The 15,508-nt window shown below is 73.6% G+C and carries 11 protein-coding genes; 6 read left to right on the top strand and 5 right to left on the bottom strand.

Annotated features, from left to right (window positions below; translation table 11 throughout):
* Positions 1 to 60 precede the first annotated feature (60 nt).
* Both J2S44_RS05675 and J2S44_RS05680 read left to right on the top strand, forming a co-directional pair.
* Complete coding sequence (locus tag J2S44_RS05675; protein ID WP_310409590.1) at positions 61 to 2,298, top strand: sensor histidine kinase; 2,238 nt, start codon at positions 61 to 63, stop codon at positions 2,296 to 2,298.
* Complete coding sequence (locus tag J2S44_RS05680) at positions 2,295 to 2,936, top strand: response regulator (RefSeq protein WP_310409591.1); 642 nt, start codon at positions 2,295 to 2,297, stop codon at positions 2,934 to 2,936. Before J2S44_RS05675 ends, J2S44_RS05680 begins: the two co-directional genes overlap by 4 nt.
* Before the next feature lie 441 nt (positions 2,937 to 3,377).
* On the opposite strand, the gene nhaA is transcribed toward J2S44_RS05680, so the two are convergent.
* The 3 genes from nhaA to J2S44_RS05695 all read right to left on the bottom strand — a co-directional run bounded on the left by nhaA (position 3,378) and on the right by J2S44_RS05695 (position 6,366).
* Positions 3,378 to 4,673 (bottom strand): Na+/H+ antiporter NhaA, encoded by a 1,296-nt coding sequence (nhaA, locus tag J2S44_RS05685; protein ID WP_310409593.1) that lies wholly within the window; start codon positions 4,671 to 4,673, stop codon positions 3,378 to 3,380.
* Positions 4,674 to 4,775: 102 nt separating this feature from the next.
* On the bottom strand, positions 4,776 to 5,714 hold the full coding sequence (locus J2S44_RS05690) for a DUF389 domain-containing protein (protein WP_310409595.1): 939 nt from the start codon (positions 5,712 to 5,714) through the stop codon (positions 4,776 to 4,778).
* Between the two features lie 40 nt (positions 5,715 to 5,754).
* A complete protein-coding gene (locus J2S44_RS05695) occupies positions 5,755 to 6,366 on the bottom strand; it encodes a TetR/AcrR family transcriptional regulator (protein WP_310409596.1) in 612 nt (203 codons plus the stop codon).
* A 133-nt stretch (positions 6,367 to 6,499) separates the two neighbouring features.
* On the opposite strand from J2S44_RS05695, the gene J2S44_RS05700 reads away from it, so the two are divergent.
* Together J2S44_RS05700 and J2S44_RS05705 are read left to right on the top strand one after the other, a co-directional pair.
* Complete coding sequence (locus J2S44_RS05700; protein ID WP_310409598.1) at positions 6,500 to 7,099, top strand: NADPH-dependent F420 reductase; 600 nt, start codon at positions 6,500 to 6,502, stop codon at positions 7,097 to 7,099.
* Positions 7,100 to 7,111: 12 nt separating this feature from the next.
* Entirely contained in the window at positions 7,112 to 8,107 is a 996-nt protein-coding gene (locus tag J2S44_RS05705; protein ID WP_310409600.1) for an alcohol dehydrogenase catalytic domain-containing protein, read from the top strand.
* A gap of 14 nt (positions 8,108 to 8,121) precedes the next feature.
* On the opposite strand, the gene J2S44_RS05710 is transcribed toward J2S44_RS05705, so the two are convergent.
* A complete protein-coding gene (locus tag J2S44_RS05710) occupies positions 8,122 to 9,246 on the bottom strand; it encodes a flavin-containing monooxygenase (RefSeq protein ID WP_310409601.1) in 1,125 nt (374 codons plus the stop codon).
* 107 nt (positions 9,247 to 9,353) lie between these two features.
* Here J2S44_RS05710 and J2S44_RS05715 point away from each other — a divergent pair, with 107 nt between their 5' ends.
* Positions 9,354 to 11,414, top strand: coding sequence for a glycoside hydrolase family 15 protein (locus tag J2S44_RS05715; protein ID WP_310409603.1), 2,061 nt, complete (start codon positions 9,354 to 9,356; stop codon positions 11,412 to 11,414).
* Between the two features lie 301 nt (positions 11,415 to 11,715).
* Here J2S44_RS05715 and J2S44_RS05720 read toward each other — a convergent pair whose 3' ends face one another.
* On the bottom strand, positions 11,716 to 12,069 hold the full coding sequence (locus tag J2S44_RS05720; protein WP_310409605.1) for a hypothetical protein: 354 nt from the start codon (positions 12,067 to 12,069) through the stop codon (positions 11,716 to 11,718).
* 1,260 nt (positions 12,070 to 13,329) lie between these two features.
* Here J2S44_RS05720 and J2S44_RS05725 point away from each other — a divergent pair.
* On the top strand, positions 13,330 to 15,474 hold the full coding sequence (locus J2S44_RS05725) for a transglycosylase domain-containing protein (protein WP_310409606.1): 2,145 nt from the start codon (positions 13,330 to 13,332) through the stop codon (positions 15,472 to 15,474).
* Positions 15,475 to 15,508: the final 34 nt, after the last annotated feature.

Below are 15,508 nucleotides of genomic sequence, written 5' to 3' on the forward strand. Positions count from 1 at the left end.
GGGAGTATGCGGTGATGGTCGTTCGACCACCATCGGGATCGACGGGGATACGATGTGCGCGTGCCGGGCGCGGTGGAGCAGAGGCTTCTCGACCAAGGGTTGAGATACGCGCTCGGCCTACGCGTCGTCGTGGTCGGACTGTCCGGTTCGGTCGGTCTGGCGCTCGCCGCGATGCCCGACCGGGCGGTGACAGCCGTCGTGGTGACCGCGTTCAACGGGTGGAGCCTGCTCTACGCCTTGGTCATGGTGCGCGGCGGCGCGCGTGCGCGTCAATGGGCGCCGGTCGCGGACGTCGCGGCGGTCTGCGGCATCTGTCTGAGCATGTCCTGGACCGTCACCCCGGACCCGCGCGGCGGCGCCACCTGGGTGCTGATCGCGCTGAACATGGCCGTGGTCACCTACCCGTGGCAGATCGGCGGCCGGGCGCTGGCGGCGGCGACCGCGGTGATCATCGCGGTCTACTACACCGGCGCGACGCTCGCCGATCCGGGCGGCTGGCTCGTCGACCCCACGCTCGGGCCGTGGACCGCGGCCGAGGCCGCGCTCTCCTTCGGTCTCCACCGGTTCGTGCGGCGCAGCGCCCGCACCGCGGACCGGGTCATCGCCCGCAGCGCCGGCCTGCGCCGGGCCGCGGAGATCGCGGCCGCGCGCCGGTCCGGTGAGCGGGAGTACCTCGCGGCGTTGCACGACACCGCGGCCGCCACGCTGCTGATGGTCGGCGACGGCGTGGTCGCCCGGCCCGAGCCGTGGCTGTCCGCGCAGGCCCGGCGGGACCTGGCCGAACTGCACCGGTCCGGCGGCGCCGCGCACGGCGGGACCGATCTGATCCCGCTGCTGCGCGAGGTGGCCCGGCACACGCCGGTGCGCGTCACCTGGGCGGCACCGGACACGCTGACGCTGCCGGCCGCGGACGCGCTCTCGCTCAGCCGTGGCGTGCGGGAGGCGCTGGCCAACGTGGCCCGGCACGCGGGCACGGACACCGCCGAGATCCGGGTACGCGACGACGGCGCGCTGGTCACGGCCGAGGTCGCGGACGCCGGCCGCGGCTTCGACCCGGCGCGGATCGCCGCGGACCGGTACGGCGTGACCCGGTCACTGATCGAGCGGATGAGACGCACCGGCGGCCGCGCCCGGATCGACAGCCGCCCCGGTCACGGCACCACCGTCACGCTGACCTGCCCACGACCGGCCGAGGACGACGGCGGCGACCAAGAGGTGATCACCACGTCGTTCCAGCGCGGCCTGCGCTGGGCCGCGATCAGCATCACGCTGGCCGTCCTCACGCTGCTCGACCTGCCCCGGCTGCTCACCGCCGGCGCCGCGTACACCGCGCTCCGGCCACAGCTGACCGCCTGGGCCGGGCTGGTCGCGGTCACGCTGGTGGTGGCCGTGGCGACCTGGCGGGACCGGCCGCTCGGCCGATGGCGGTGGGCGCTGGCCGCGCTGGTGTTCGCGCTGGCCGCGCTGGCCACCTCGGCCGTGCGCCCGGAGTTCCGGCTCGGCTCCGCGCACTGGTCGGAGGGCGACGCCGGCTGGCCGCTCGTGCTGCTGCTGATGGGCGGGCGCGTCGCGGTCCTGGTCGCGGCGCTGGCCGCGCAGTACCTGATGACGTTCGGTCAGGCCGCGCTGGCCGGGACGGCCGCGCTGAGCGTCGCCGGTGCGATCAGCGCCACCTGGGCCGTGCTGTCCTACCAGCTCGCGATCGCGATGATCGCGGCCGTGCTGCGCGGCATGGCCGTCTCGGTCGCGCGGGCGGTGCGCGCGGACGAGCGGCTGCGCACGTCCGAGGCGGTCGCCCGGCACCTGCACGCCGACCGCACCGGCCGGATCGCGGCGCTGGCGGCCACGGCCGTACCGCTGCTGGAAGGTCTTGCCGCCGGTGGGCTGGATCCCGGCGACCCGGACGTGCGGCGGGCGTGCGCGGCCGAGGCGGCGCGGATGCGGCGGCTGTTCGCGGGCGACGACGGGCCCGCGGACGCGCTCGCCCACGAGCTGCGCGCCGCCGTCGAGCAGGCCGAGCGGGACGGCGTCACGGTGTCGTTCGCGGCGCACGGCACCCGCCCGGACCTGCCGCCCCGGGTGCGCCGCCGGCTGGTCGCACCGGCCATCGCCGCGCTCGCCACCGCGACCGGCCGGGCCCGGCTCACCGTCACCGGCGCCGGTGACACCGTCACCGTCAGCGTCGTCGCCACCTGCGCGCCACCACCGCCGGTGCCGGACGGCGACGGGGTCCGGCGGTCCGTGCTGGCCGACGGCGACCGGCTGTGGATCCACGCGTCCTGGCGGGGAGAGCCATGATCACTGTGGTCGTCGTGGACGATCATCCCGTCGTCGTGGCCGGCGTGCGGTCCTGGTGCGCGCCGGCCGGGACGCCCATCGACGTCGTCGCGGCCGGTCCCACGGTCGCGGCCGCCTGGCTGCCGCCGGGTGACCGCGCCGACGTCGTCGTCCTCGACCTGCAGCTCGATCCGACCGGGCCGGCGTACGGCGACCTGAAACGCCTGGTCGACGCGGGACGTCAGGTGGTGGTCTTCAGCATGCGCGCGGACCGGGAGACCGCGCTGACCGCGCTGGACATCGGCGCGTTCACCTACCTGACCAAGGCCGAGGGCGAGGAGCATTTGGTCGCGGCGATCGTCGCGGCCGCGCACAGCACGCCGTACACGCCACCGACGCTGTCCGGCGCGTTCGGCACCGACGACCGGCCGCACCGGCCACGGCTGTCCCCGCGTGAGCACCAGATCCTGATCGAATGGTTCCACTCCGAGTCCAAGGAGATGGTCGCGCGCCGCCTCGACATCACGGTCCACCGGGTCAACTCCGGCCTGGAACGGGTACGGGTGAAGTACGCCAACGTCGGCCGGGAGGCGCCGACCAAGGCCGCGCTGGTCGCCCGCGCGATCCAGGACGGTCTGATCACGACCGACGAGCTGTGACCACCTGACGGCGCGGGCCGGGCGGCGACCTGTTCGCGTTCGCCCACGGCGGCACCGGCGACGACCACCCGGACCGTGCCGGTGGCGATGGACGCGGGCCGCCGGCGGTTTCGCGGCCGCGGACGGCTGACGCAACGGCATCGGCGGCCGGGGCGGTCCGAGGGCCGGGTGCGCCTGCACGGCTGACCCTTCCCCGCCGACGGCCGGCCTCCGCCGCGGCATGCCCCGCACCGGCGTGGGCACGGCGCCGTGGCCCGGTCGGCCGTCCCGTGGGCGAGTCGCGCGCCGTGGTGGTGGGTGACGCACGACGGGACCGGCAGGGAGGCCGCCCGCGGCCGACCGGTGCCCGCGGGAGCACTGGGAAGGCGCCCACGCCGGAAGCGGGAAACGGTTGCCGGTCATCGGTTTTCGGCACTTGGGCCGGCCGGTGCCGGGGTGGCGTCACTTCTGGTAGACGTCCGGGATGCCGTCCGCGTCCGCGTCGCGGGCCTCCTCGATCGCGAGGCGCTTGTAGTGGCGGTTGCGCAGGCGCAGGACCACGGTGGCCAGCAGCGCGGAGACGAGGGAGCCGGCGAGGATGCCGATCCGGGCGTGTTCGTCCTTCTCGCTGCCGACGCCGAACGCGAGCTCGCCGATCAGCAGCGACACGGTGAAGCCGATGCCGGCCAGCAGCGACAGGCCGAGCACGTCCCACCAGCTGATCTCGTCGCCGAGTGACGCGCGGGTGAACCGCTGCACCAGCCATGTCGTGCCGAGCACGCCGACGCACTTGCCGGCGACCAGGCCGAGGATGATGCCGATGGTGACCGGGTCGCGCAGCGTCGCGCCGAGCCCGCCGGCGCCGGCGACCGAGACCCCGGCGGCGAAGAACGCGAAGACCGGCACGGCCACGCCGGCGGACAGCGGCCGCCACCGGTGCTCGAAGTGTTCGGCCAGGCCCGGCCCGGGGCCGTCGGATCGGCGTACGACCGGGACCATGAAGCCGAGCAGCACGCCGGCGACGGTGGCGTGGATGCCGGAGGCGTGCACCAGGCCCCAGGTCAGCGCGGCCAGCGGCAGCAGCAGCCACCAGGAGCGGACCCGCTTCTGCACCAGGAACGCGAACAGCGCGAGCGGCACGAGCGCGGCCAGCAGCGGCAGTACGGCCAGCGAGCTGGTGTAGAACACCGCGATGACCACGATCGCCAGCAGGTCGTCGACGACCGCGAGCGTGAGCAGGAACGTGCGCAGCGCGGACGGCAGGTGGGTGGAGATCACGCCGAGCACGGCGAGCGCGAACGCGATGTCCGTCGCGGTCGGCACCGCCCAGCCGGACAGCGCGCCCTGCGCCGAGGTCGCGTTGACCGCGGTGTAGATCAGCGCCGGTGCGGCCATCCCGCCGACCGCGGCGGCGATCGGCATCACCGCCCGCCGCGGGTCGCGCAGGTCGCCGGCGACGAACTCGCGCTTGAGCTCCAGTCCCGCGACGAAGAAGAAGATGGCCAGCAGTCCGTCCGCGGCCCACTGCGCCAGCGTCAGGTCCAGGTGCAGCGCGTGCGGGCCGACCCGGAACTCGCCGAGGTCCTGGTAGGCCGCCGACCACGGGGAGTTCGCCCAGATCAGTGCCGCGACGGCCGCGACCAGCAGGAGTACGCCGCCGACCGTCTCCGCGCGGAGGATGTCGGCGATCCGGCGGGCCTCGGGCCAGCTCCCGCGGCCGAACAGGTGGCGGGCAGGGCGGGGCGGCACACCGGACACGGGGCTCCTCAGGGCAGGGTGCGGCTGGGACTCGCCGACCAGTCTTCCCGGCACACCTGCCTCGAACCTACCGTGCCGGCGCGCGCCACGCAGCGTCGCAGGTCACCGGCGGCCCCGGCGGCGGGCGGCGACCTTCCAGGCGGTCTGCTGCACCAGCAGCGTCAGCACGCCGGCGACCACGATCGCCACCAGGTTGATCACCAGCTGGAGTGCGGACCCCCACGCCTCGTTCCCGACGCCGTAGGCGATCGCGACCGCCGCGTTGGCCGCGGCCGGGACGGTGGTGACCGAGATCAGCACGCCGACCAGCGTGCCCGCCTTGGACGAGGTCAGCGACAGGATCCCGGCGACGCCGGCGAGGAAGCCGACCACCCAGGAGAGCGCGTCCGGCCGCCAGATGAAGTCGGTCAGCGGCCGCTCCGCCACCAGCATCGCCGCGTCCACCAGCCCGAACGCGGTCAGCAACCAGGTCGCCAGCACGGTCACCGCCATCCCGACCGGGAAACCGACCGCGAGCGCGAGCACGGACCGGTGCAGCAGCTCGCGGCGTCGCTGGACCAGCCCGACGCACAGCGCGGCCAGCGGCCCGAACTCCGGGCCGACGACCATCGAGCCGACGATCAGGATCGGCTGGTCCAGCAGTACGCCGATGCCGGCGATCACGCAGGCCACCGACATGAACGCGAGGAACGACACCGACAGCGCGGTCTCCTCGCCGGTCTTGTGCTCGATCTCGTGCCAGACCACCGCGTCGACGCCCAGACCGGGGGTACGGTCGGCCGCGCGCGACGCCGCGCCCGACATCGCCATGTCGACGTTCTCCACCGAGATCGCGCCGCGTTCGTCGATGCCGAGCCCGCGCAGCGCGTCCAGCACGCCGCTCGCGCCCTCCCGCACCACGTCGAACTCGATCAGGTCGCCGCGCGGTGACCGGGCCGCCCCCGTGACGACGGTCAGATGGGTGACCGCCTGATCGGTCATCAACATCTGTTCGACCTTCTCGGTCATCGACTCCGGCGAGATCACCCGAATGTGCAGCACGACCGCACAGTCTAGGGAGTGCCCGGCCCGGCGGGCCGCGTCACCGCTGCCGGAGCCGCCGGCGGTTGGTGGTCAGGACCTCGTCGGACAGTCCGGGGTCGGCCTCGGCGACCGCGCGGGAGAGCACCAGCGCGCCGACCATCTGGGAGAACATCGCCACCGCCCGCTCCCGGGCCTCCGCCGCGGTCAGCTCGGTGCCGGACTGGCGCGCGCGGTCGAGCACCATCTCGGTGATGGCGCCGAGATATCCCTCGAGGCCGCGCCGGTACTCCGCCTGGGCGGTGGCGCCGTGGCGGCCGGCGTCGACCGCGAGCGCGGCCGAGGCGCAGCCGGTCTCCGGGTGGTCGCGGTGGTCGGCGGTCAGGTAGCCGTCGACCATGTCGCGCAGGGCCGCCCGGGCGGAGCGGGGGTGGGCCTCGCGGATCGCGGCGAGCGCGTCGAGCGAGTCGGTGAAACCCCGGCGGTAGACCTCGAGGGCGAGGTCCTCCTTCGAGGAGAAGTGGTTGTAGAACCCGCCGTGCGTCATGCCGGCGGCCTTCATCAGGTCCTCGATGCCGATGCCGTCGACGCCGCGCAGCCGGAAGCCCTCGCCCGCCGCGCGGACGATCCTCTCGCGGTTGAGCCGCTTCTGCTCCTGGGTGATGCGTGGCATCTCGGGCACCTCCTCGACCGCTGACGATGATACCCGACATCAAAGCCGGCGCCCGCGCTTGACACTCAATAATGTCAGCCACCATCATAATTTTTGATGTCGCATGACATCAAAAATTGGAGGAAGGCATCGCATGGACTTCGGATTCATCGGCGCGGGCACGATCGGGCAGGGCATCGCCGCGCATCTCGTCGCGGCCGGCCACCGCGTCGTGCTGAGCGCGCGCCGTGGCCCGGCCGCACTCCGCGACACGGTGGCCCGGCTCGGGCCGTCGGCCGCCGCGGGCACGGTCGCCGAGGCGGCCGCGGCCGACATGGTGTTCCTCGCGGTCAGGTGGGCGGACATCCCCGCCGCGCTGGCCGGCGTGCCCGCCTGGGACGGCCGGATCCTGGTCGACACCACCAACCAGCTCGGCCCGACCCCGGCGGACTACGTCGACCTCGGCACGGATACGGGCAGCGAGTTCGTCGCCCGGCACGCCCCGGGCGCACGCGTGGTCAAGGCGTTCAACACGCTGTTCGCGCAGTACATCGTGCCCGACCCGCGGCACGCGGCGGGCCGCCAGCTGCTGTTCTACGCGGGCGACGACGCGGACGCGAAGGAGGCCCTCCGCGCGGTCGCCGAGGAGATCGGCTTCGCGCCGGTGGACGCCGGGTCACTGCGGGACGGCGGCCGGCTGATGCAGGTCGGCGGCGGCCCGCTCTCCGCGCTGCACGCGCTCAAGCAGGACTGAACGGAGACGACGATGAAAGCCCTCGCCTACCGGACGGCACACCCGCTCGACGCGTTCGCCATCGAGCTGATCGACACCGCGGAACCCCGGCCGCGCGACACGGACCTGCTCGTCTCGGTCCGCGCCGTGGGCATCAACCCGGGCGAGGCGGCGATCCGGCGCACGCGCGGTGCCGCACCGGGTGGACGGATCATCCTCGGCTTCGAGTTCGCCGGCGTGGTGGAGTCCGTGGGAGCGCGGGCCACCGGTTTCGCGGTCGGCGACCGGGTGCTGGGCACCGGGGACATGTCCCGGGACGGCGCCTGGGCCGAACGGCTCGCGGTCGACCACCGGGTGGTGGCGCGGATCCCGGACGGGCTGTCCTTCACCGACGCCGCGTCCCTGCCCATCGGCGGCCTCACGGCCTGGGAGGCGCTGTTCCGCGATCGGGACGGCCTGGCGCCCGGGATCGACCGGGTGCTGATCGTCGGCGGTGCCGGCGGCGTCGGGACGATGGCGGCACAGCTGCTGAAGAGCCGGACCACGGCCCTGGTGGTGAGCACGGCGTCCCGTCCCGCGTCCCGCGAGTGGTGCACGGCGACGGGAGCGGACCTGGTCGTCGACCACACCGGCGACGTGCCCGCTCAGCTGCGGGACGCCGGCATCGACCGGATCGACCTGGTGCTGTCCACGTCGGGGACCGCCGGCAACGTCGGCTGGATCGCCGAGGTCCTCCGGCCGTTCGGCCACCTCGCCGCCGTCGACCTGCACGGTTCCGTCGATCTCGGGCCGCTGATCGGCAGATCCGTGTCGGTGCACACCGAGACCGTCTTCAGCCGGATCACGGCCGGCGTCGACGTCGCCGTCCAGGGTGGAATCCTCGCCGGCCTGGCCGCGGACGCGGTGGCGGGCCGGCTGCGCCCGATCACCACGACGGTGCTCGACGGCCTGCGCGTGGACACCATGCGGACGGCCCACGAACTGGTGGAGAGCGGGCGGACGGTCGGGAAGACGGTGATCCGCTGCTGAGACCGCGCGCGGTCTCAGCCGGCGGCGATGCGCCGGGCGACCTGGCGGGACTCGATCGCGACCTTGCGGAGCAGGCCGCCGAGCGTGACGTCGTAGCCGATGAAGAACAGGCCGGGACGGGCCGGCCGGCCCGCGTGGACGTGCGGGACGCCGGTCTCGTCGAACAGGGCGGCGTCGTCGAACAGGTCACGCAGCCCGGTGCCGTAGCCGGTGGCCGCGACGACCGCGTCCGGCCGGAGGGTGCGGCCGTCCGCGAGGTGCACGCCGGTCTCGGTGAAGCCGCGCACGGCCGCGACCGGCCGCACCCGGCCGGTCATGACGTCCCGGACGATGCCGACGTCCTGCACCGGCACGTACCGGCTGGCGCGCAGCCGGGTGCCCAGCCCGTCGGTGGGGCGCTCCAGCCCGTACCGGCGAAGGTCCGGGATCGCCGCGCGCGCGGACGCGGCGGCCAGCGGGTCGAGGATCCGGGCCGGCAGCCGGCCGAACAGGATGCCGCTCAGCTGGGCCGGCCAGCCCGCGGTCGCGCGGGGCACGATGTGCGGCGGCGTGCGGATCGCCAGGCTGACCGAGGACGCACCGCCCGCCGCGAGGTCACCGGCGATCTCCGCGCCGCTGTTGCCGACGCCGGCGACCAGCACGTCCATGCCGCGGAACGGCTCCGCGTCGCGGTACTCCGCGGAGTGGACGAGCGTGCCGCGCCACGCGTCCCGGCCGGGCCAGTCCGGCACCACCGGCGTGTGCAGGTATCCGGTGGCGACGACCACGGTGCCCGCGGCGTGCCCCGATCCGTCGGTCAGCCGCACGCTCCACGAGCCGTCCGCGGACCGCTCGATCCGCTTGACCTCCTGCCCGGTGCGCACGTCCACGTCGAACCGCCGCGCGTACGCCTCCAGATAGGACACCAGGTCGTCGCGGCGCACCCACCGGCCGTACTCGCGCGGGATCGGGAAACCGGGCAGGCCGGAGAGCCGGCGCGTGGTGTGCAGCCGCAGCCGGTCGTAGCGCCCGCGCCAGCTGGTGGCCACGCCCGGCCCGCGCTCCAGCACCACGCAGTCCACGCCCCGCGCCGTCAGCCGCGCCGCCACCGCGAGCCCGGCCGCGCCGGCGCCGACCACCACCACGTTCCGCATCACCATCGATCGACCGTAGCCCGCCGGCACCCGCCGTGGAACACCCGTGCGGCGGCGACCGGGCCCGCGCAGCGGATGCGATCAAGGGCGGGGCAGGGTAGACCGTCGATATGATGTCGGTGCTGCCCGTGCTGATGGTGACCACGATCGGACTGGTGCCGGTGCACCCGGCGCCGGCGCCGGGTGCGCCCGGTGTCGACCAGCAATATCTTCCGGCGGACAAGTCGGGGCTGTTGACCTCGCGCACCCCGCAGAGCCTGGTCTGGGCGACCGTGCAGCGGGAGGGCGGGCTGGGCGAGATCTTCTACCCGACGATCGGCGGGCCGAGCGCCCGGTCGCTCACCTTCGCCGTGACCGCGCGCGGCGGCCTGGCCGAGGCCGCCACGGTACGCACCGAGCAGCTCGACGGGCTGCGGTTCCGGCAGATCTTCGACGGGCGCGGGTGGCGGCTGACCGCGGACTACACCACCGACCCGGTGCGGTCGTCGGTGCTGGTCGACCTGGACCTCGCGGCACCCCGCGGGTACGAGCTGTTCGCGATCTACGACCCGGCGCTCGGCAACTCCCGCGGCGGCGACGCCGGCCGGACCGTCGACGGCGCGCTGACCGCCACGGACGGGGACGTGTCCAGCGCGCTGGCCGGTGCGTTCACGGCCACGTCCAGCGGGTTCGCCGGGGTCAGCGACGGGCTCACCGACCTGCGCGACGGGCGGATGGACCGGCGCCACCCGTCCGCGACGGCCGGCTACCTGGTGCAGACCGCGGCGTTGCGCGGCCGGCACAGCACGCTCGCGCTCGGCTTCGGCGACACCGAGGCGGCGGCGCTGGACACCGCGCGACGGTCGCTCCGCACCGGGTTCGGGCCGGTCGCGCGCGCGTACACGGCCGGCTGGACGGGTTATCTGAAGGGGTTGACCGGCCCGCCGCGGGGCGCCGCGCCGCAGCTCTGGGCGACGTCCGCGATGATCCTGGCGGCGCTGGAGGACAAGACCCATCCCGGGGCGTACGTGGCGGCACCGGCCTCGCCGTGGGCGTTCGGCACGGACGACCCCTCCGGCCCGTACCACCTGGTCTGGTCGCGTGATCTGTATCAGATCGCCACCGGCCTGATCGCGGCCGGTGACCGCGCCGGCGCGCACCGCGCACTCGACTTCCTCTTCGGCGTGCAGCAGCGGCCGGACGGCTCGTTCCCGCAGAACTCGCAGGTCGACGGCACCCCCGTGTGGGGCGGGCTGCAACTGGACGAGGTGGCGCTGCCGATCGTGCTCGCCTACCAACTCGGCCGCGCGGACACCTGGCCGTCGGTCAGGCGCGCGGCCGACTTCCTGGCCGGCTACCCGGGTGCGCCGTTCACGCCGCAGGAACGCTGGGAGAACCAGTCCGGCTACTCGCCGAACACCATCGCGACCGCGATCGCCGGGCTGGTGTGCGCGGCCTCGATCGCGCGCGGGCACGGCGACACCGCCTCGGCCGAGCGCTACCTGACGACTGCGGACTCGTGGCGGGCGCGGGTCAAGTCGTGGACCGTGACCACGACCGGCCCCTACTCCGACCGGCCCTACTTCCTCCGGCTGACCAAGGACGGAAACCCGGACGCGGGTACGGCGTACGACATCGGCGACGGCGGACCGGTCGGCGTGGACCAGCGGACCGTGGTCGACCCGAGCTTCATCGAGCTGGTGCGGCTCGGCATCCTGCCACCGTCCGACGCGGACGTCGTCAACAGCCTCGCCGTCGTCGACGCGCAGCTCGGCGTCGCCACCCCGCGCGGGTTCTTCTGGCACCGCGCCTCGTTCGACGGCTTCGGCGAGCAGCTCGACGGCAGCCAGTGGGAGTACGACGAGCCGCCGGGCTCGCGCGTCTCCCGCGGCCGCGCGTGGCCGCTGCTCAGCGGCGAACGCGGCGAGTACGAGATCGCGGCCGGGAACCTGCGTGCGGCCCGCACCCGGCTGGCCGCGATGGCCCGCGCGACCGGCCCCGGCGGCATGCTGCCCGAGCAGGTCTGGGACCGCACTCCCCCGGCCGGGCGCCCCGGCTTCGCACCCGGGACGCCCACGTTCTCCGCCACGCCGCTGGCCTGGACCCACGCGGAGTACCTGCGGCTGGCCCGCAACCTGGCGGAGGGCCGGCTCGTCGAGACGCCGGCCGCGGTCACCGAACGCTACGGCCGCTGACCGGGGCCGGGACCGGCGTGGCGCAGAGGTTCTCCCGGGGCGGGCCGGCACCGTCGGCGGCGATCTCCACGTCGGTGCAGGTGCGCCTCACCCCCACGGACGCCAGGCAGGCGGGCGAAGGGTTCGCCTGCCGGTCCACCACCCCGGCCCGGATGAGCAGGTTCAGGTGGGCGGAGATCGTGCTCGGTGCCAGACCGAGGCGGCGGCCGGCGTGCGGGTGGAGACCGGCCGGACGAGCACCGTGGCGCGGTCGGTGCCGAGCAGCAGCGCCAGCGCGCCGGTCCGCGGCTCGGCGGCCCGGTCAGGCGGACCGCGCGCCGCGCGCGGGGCAGGCGACGTAGACGGCCCGCTCGTCCCAGGCGGCCATCAGCCGGTCGCCGCCGAAGACGAGCGGGACCAGCACGAGGCCGCGGTCGCGTGCGTCGATCCGGATCCGCGCCGGCCGGAGCGGGTCGAGCCGGGAGTCCAGGCCGGGCCGCAACAGGCCAAGCCGGGGGTCCGGACCGGTCACAGCAGATCGAGCCGGGAATCCGGACCGGGCCGGGAGGGGGGAACAGCGGATCTGGCGGTGCAGCGTGCCGAGCGGACCGTCGAGCCCGGCCACCGCGGCGGCCCGGCGGCGGACCAGCAGTTCCGTGTCGTGCACGTCGCGCATCGCGGGCAGCACCGAAGTGATCGCCGAAGCGCCGGCAGAAGGACGGACGCGGCCGAGGATCTGCCGGTCACCCGCCACAACGCCGCGTAGGCGTCGGCGAGGGCGGCCGTCGCGCCGGCAGGGTCGGCCTCGGTCCCGCCGGCACCGCGGCGGCGTAGCGGCGGCGTAGTTCGTCCCGCACCCGGTCCGGTTCCGCGGAGCGCAGCCGGCCCAGCTCGGTCTTCAGGTCGGCCGCGCCCGGGGCAGCCGCCGCGCTCAGGACGGCTGCCAGCCGGGGCCTTGCGCCCGAATATCGCGTCATCTCGCCCTGACGGTTGGCTCCGTCTTCGCGGAGCTCCGCCCCGACCGCCCTGAGTGATCAATCAGGTGAGCAAAAAGACGATCCACTTCGCCCGATGACCTATCTTTCGCTCACCTGATTGATCACTCAGGGCGCCAGCCCGCGGGTGACCGGGATCCTCTACGCGGCGAACGAGGCACCTAGCGTCTCTTATCCGAAATTTCGGACACGAGGCGCTCCAGGCATACCACCGCTACAGGAGTCGGCCTGCCAGCGGGAATCGACCGTCGGCCACCAGCGCCCGCCGCAAGCTGGCCACATTCCCGCCAGCACACCGCCATTGCCCGACACACCGATGCCCCGGTGCCCCGCCAGCCACCAGCCGCCAGACCCGGGCCGGGTGCCAGACCCGGGGCGCGGAACGCCGGCGCAGAACGCCGGGCGCAGGACGCAGGACGCCGAACGCAGGACGCCGAACGCAGGACGCGGAACGTGCCGCCGCCGAGCAGGTACGGACCGGCGACGAGGCCCACAGCGCGACTGCCGCCGAGGTGCGCGGCGCTCAGTGTGTGGGCGGACGTGTCTAACTGAGGCATCGAGACCTTCACGGTACGGCCGCGGCGGGCGTTTTCTGAATGCCGCATGAGCGCCACGGAACGGGCCGGTGTGATCTACCTATCCATTTCCGTTCCGGGGATGCGGCAACCGTGCCCCCGGTCGCGGACTCTGCCTGATCGGAGGCGCCGCGCGCTCCGGCGCAACGCCCATCCCGGCGAGGTATCAATGAGGCGTTCGTGATCTCCTATTCGCCGCACGACAACCGAGAAAAGGTAACCGCGCGCATTTTGAATAGCACGGTGCGTGCCCATCATCATCGACGAGGGGTTCTTCGCGTAATGCAGGAATCGGCGACACCGCTGGTCCCGGGGACCGAAAAGGCCGAACCGACCGACCGCTCGAAAGCGACCATCGGCCGCAAGGTGCTCACACTGGTACTGCTCGGCGTGATCGTCGGCGGCGTCATCGCGGGCGCGACGCTGCCGGTGAGCGCCGGCGTCGGTATGGCGGCGAAGCTGGCCGGTGACTCGTTCGAGGACCTGCCCAGCGACCTGCAGACGCCGCCGACCCCGCAGGCGTCCTACATCTACGCCAGTGACGGCAAGACCCAGATCACCCAGTTCTGGGAGGAGAACCGCACCGACGTCGGCATCGAGGACATCGCGAAGGTGATGCAGGACGCGATCGTCGCGGCCGAGGACACCCGGTTCTACCAGCACGGCGGCGTGGACGTGAAGGGCCTGATGCGCGCCTTCGTGTCGAACACCCAGGGCGGTGAGGTGTCCGGCGCGTCCACGCTGACCATGCAGTACGTCCGCAACGTGCTGAAGAACGACCAGACCGCCACGGACGAGGAGCGCGAGGCCGCGACCGAGCTGAGCACCGGCCGGAAGCTGCAGGAGATCCGGTTCGCGGTGACCATCGAGGACAAGCTGGACAAGCCGGAGATCCTCCGCCGCTACCTCAACATCGCCTACTTCGGGAACAAGGCGTACGGCATCTCGGCGGCCGCCCGCGCGTACTTCTCCACCACGCCGGACAAGCTCACGCTGGGCCAGGCCGCGATGATCGCCGGTCTGGTGAAGTCGCCGGACGCGTACGACCCGGTGAACAACCCGGAGGACCAGGCGGTCGGCCGCCGCGACTACGTGCTCAACGCGATGGTGGGCACCGGCGCGATCACCCAGGCGGAGGCGGACGCGGCGATCGCGGAGCCGCTGAACCTGAAGCCGACCACCGCCACCAGCAACTGCACCGCGGTGCCGAACACGCACAACAGCTGGGGTTTCTTCTGCGACTACTTCCTGTCCTGGTGGAAGCAGCAGGAGGAGTTCGGCCCGACGCCGGAGGACCGTGAGGAGCTGCTGAAGAAGGGCGGCCTGCGGATCGTCACGTCGATGGACCCGGCGCTGCAGGACAAGGCGGCCGCGGAGGCGGTGCGCATCTACCCGGTGGACAACCCGCGCGCGGCGCCGCTGGCCGCGGTCGAGCCGGGCACCGGCAAGGTCAAGGCGCTGGCCATCAACCGGCGGTTCAGCATCGAGCCGAACGCGAGCGGCGGCAACTACCCGAACACGGTCAACCAGTTCATCGCGGGCAGTGAGGACTCGGCCGGTTACCAGTTCGGCTCGACGTTCAAGGTCTTCGTGATGCTGGCGGCGCTGGAGAACGGCTTCCCGCTGGACACCGGCTACTCCACCAAGAGCCCGTTCAAGTCGATCTACCCGGACGGCAGCGCGACCGCGTGCGGCGGGTTCTGGTGCCCGAGCAACGCGGACAAGACGTACCAGGACGGCTACCAGAACATGTGGACCGGGTTCGGCAAGTCGTCGAACACGTACTTCATCAAGCTGCAGCAGGAGGTCGGCGTCACCAAGGCCGTGGAGATGGCCAAGCGGCTCGGCATCCAGTTCCGCAACCAGCAGGACGCCACCCTCGCGGCCGAGCCGAGCGGCTGGGGCTCGTTCACGCTCGGCGTCTCCGCGACCACGCCGCTGGACATGGCGAACGCGTACGCCACGCTCGCCGCGGACGGCAAGTTCTGCAAGCCGACCCCGGTCGTGTCGATCACCGACTCCACCGGCGCGGTCAGCGACGCCGCGGCCAAGGTCGCCCAGCCGGACTGCACGCAGGCGCTGGACAAGGACGTGGCTCGCGCCGCGCTCGACGCCGGTCGCTGCGTGGTCGGTCAGGCGCCGGCCTACGGAAGCTGCCCGAACGGCACGTCCACGCAGGTGAGTGGCATGGTCGGCCGCCCGGTCTCCGGCAAGTCCGGCAGCTCGGACAACTACTCCACGGAGTCGTTCATCGGCGTCACGCCGCAGCTGGCGATCGCCGGTATCGCGGCGAACCCGGACAACCCGGCCGACCTGGTCGGCGCGGACATCCAGAAAGAGGTGATCCGCTCGGTCGCCACGCTGCTGCACGACGGCCTGGAGGGTCAGCCGGTGAGGGACTTCCCGAACCCGAGCGAGACGATCGCGTTCAAGTCCGGTTCCGCGTCGAGCCCGCAGCTGGCGCCGTCACCGTCGACGTCGAGGTCGCCCTCGACCGAGGACGACGACTGACCCCGGCTCGATCGAGGCGCCCCTTCCGAGGGGC

Source organism: Catenuloplanes niger (genome assembly GCF_031458255.1).
Taxonomy (GTDB): domain Bacteria; phylum Actinomycetota; class Actinomycetes; order Mycobacteriales; family Micromonosporaceae; genus Catenuloplanes; species Catenuloplanes niger.